This window comes from Streptomyces sp. WELS2, assembly GCF_013870595.1.
Taxonomy (GTDB): Bacteria; Actinomycetota; Actinomycetes; order Streptomycetales; family Streptomycetaceae; genus Streptomyces.
On record NZ_JACBWZ010001176.1, the window covers coordinates 1 to 1537 of the forward strand.

The following is a 1537-nucleotide window of genomic DNA, read 5'->3' on the forward strand; positions in this document are numbered from 1 at the left end:
ACGGCGGCGCCCTCGCCGAGGACGAAGCCGTCCCGGTCCCGGTCGAAGGGGCGGGAGGCGGCGTCGGGGCTGTCCGCGCGGCGGGACAGGGCGCGCATCTGGGCGAAGCAGGCGGCGGTCATCCGCAGCCGGGCCGACTCGCTGCCGCCGGCCAGGACCAGGTCACAGCGGCCGGACAGCAGCCAGTCCCGGGCGAGGCCCAGCGCGCTGGTGCCGGAGGCGCAGGCGGTGCTGACCACCATGTTGGGACCGAGTGCGCCGAGGTCCAGGGCGATCTCCGCGGCGGCCATGTTGGGCACGCGCACGGCACCGCCACTCCGCAGGGGGACACCGCCGAACACAACGCGCTGCACCGCGTCTTCCGCCGCCCCCCGCCCGTCACCGCCGTCAAGGGCGCCATCGGGCACGCCATCGGCGGCGCCGGCGCCATCGAGGCGGCCTGCACCGTGCTCACCCTGCGCCACCAGCTGATCCCGCCCACCGCCAACCTGGACACGCTCGATCCGGCGATGGACCTGGACATCGTCACCAAGGTGCCCCGTCCGCACCGGATGGCGGCCGCCGTCAGCAACTCCTTCGGCTTCGGCGGCCAGAACGCCGTACTCGCCTTCACCGCCGCCGACTAGTCCGCCCGGGCGGAGAAAGGGCCGTCATGTCCTCCGAGATCTCCGACGCAGCCCCGCCGGCGGCGACTCGCGGCCGGTCCCGGCCCACCGGCGAGCAGCTGATGATCGGCGTCTTCGTCGCCGTACCGTTCCTCGCCCTGCTCGCCGCCGTGCCGCTGGCCTGGCGGCACGGGCTGAGCCCCGTCGACCTCTCGCTCGCCGTCGCCTTCTACCTGGTCAGCGGGCTCGGCATCACGGTCGGTTTCCACCGGCACTTCACCCACGGCTCGTTCAAGGCCCGCCGCCCGCTGCGGATCGCCCTCGCGCTGGCCGGCAGCCTCGCCGTGCAGGGCCCGCTGATCACCTGGGTGGCCGACCACCGCAAGCACCACCGGTACTCCGACCGGGACGGCGACCCGCACTCGCCCTGGTGGTACGGCCACTCACCCCGCGCCCTCGCCAAGGGCATGCTCTACGCCCACCTGGGCTGGCTGTTCGAGACCGAGCACGCCTCGCCCCGCGCCTACGCGCCCGACCTGGTGCGCGACCGCGCCCTGATGCTGATCTCCCGGCGGTTCGGCCTGCTGGTGCTCGCCTCCCTCGCCCTGCCCGCCCTGCTCGGAGCGGCGCTGACCCGCTCCTGGCAGGGCGCCCTCACCGCGCTGTTCTGGGCCGGGCTGGTCCGGATCTGCCTGGTCCACCACGTCACCTGGTCCATCAACTCCATCTGCCACGCGACCGGTTCCCGTCCGTTCCGCAGCCGGGACCGCTCGGGCAACGTGTGGTGGCTGGCCCCGCTGTCCTTCGGGGAGTCCTGGCACAACCTGCACCACGCCGACCCCACCAGCGCCCGGCACGGCGTGCTCACCGGGCAGCTCGACGCGAGCGCCCGGCTGATCCGCTGGTTCGAACGCCTCGGCTGGGCGTACGAC

General features: G+C 74.2%; 3 protein-coding genes and 1 pseudogene. 3 read left to right on the forward strand and 1 reads right to left on the reverse strand.

All coding sequences use genetic code 11. The features are described 5' to 3' along the window. On the reverse strand, positions 1-353 hold a 353-nt coding region (locus tag H5J33_RS34775), incomplete at its 3' end, for a beta-ketoacyl synthase N-terminal-like domain-containing protein (protein ID WP_309485568.1). Between H5J33_RS34775 and H5J33_RS38530 the strand changes: the two are divergent. From H5J33_RS38530 to H5J33_RS34785, 3 genes and pseudogenes are all read left to right on the forward strand, one after another. Further along, positions 348-431 (forward strand): annotated as a pseudogene (locus tag H5J33_RS38530) (hypothetical protein); the annotation flags it as partial. The gene H5J33_RS34775 and the pseudogene H5J33_RS38530 sit on opposite strands and share 6 nt — an antisense overlap. A 15-nt stretch (positions 432-446) precedes the next feature. Next, positions 447-626: a hypothetical protein gene (locus tag H5J33_RS38535; RefSeq protein WP_309485569.1), complete on the forward strand. Its 180-nt coding sequence runs from the start codon at positions 447-449 to the stop codon at positions 624-626. 26 nt (positions 627-652) lie between these two features. Beyond that, a partial coding sequence (locus tag H5J33_RS34785; protein ID WP_181798642.1) for an acyl-CoA desaturase occupies positions 653-1537 on the forward strand: 885 nt, incomplete at its 3' end.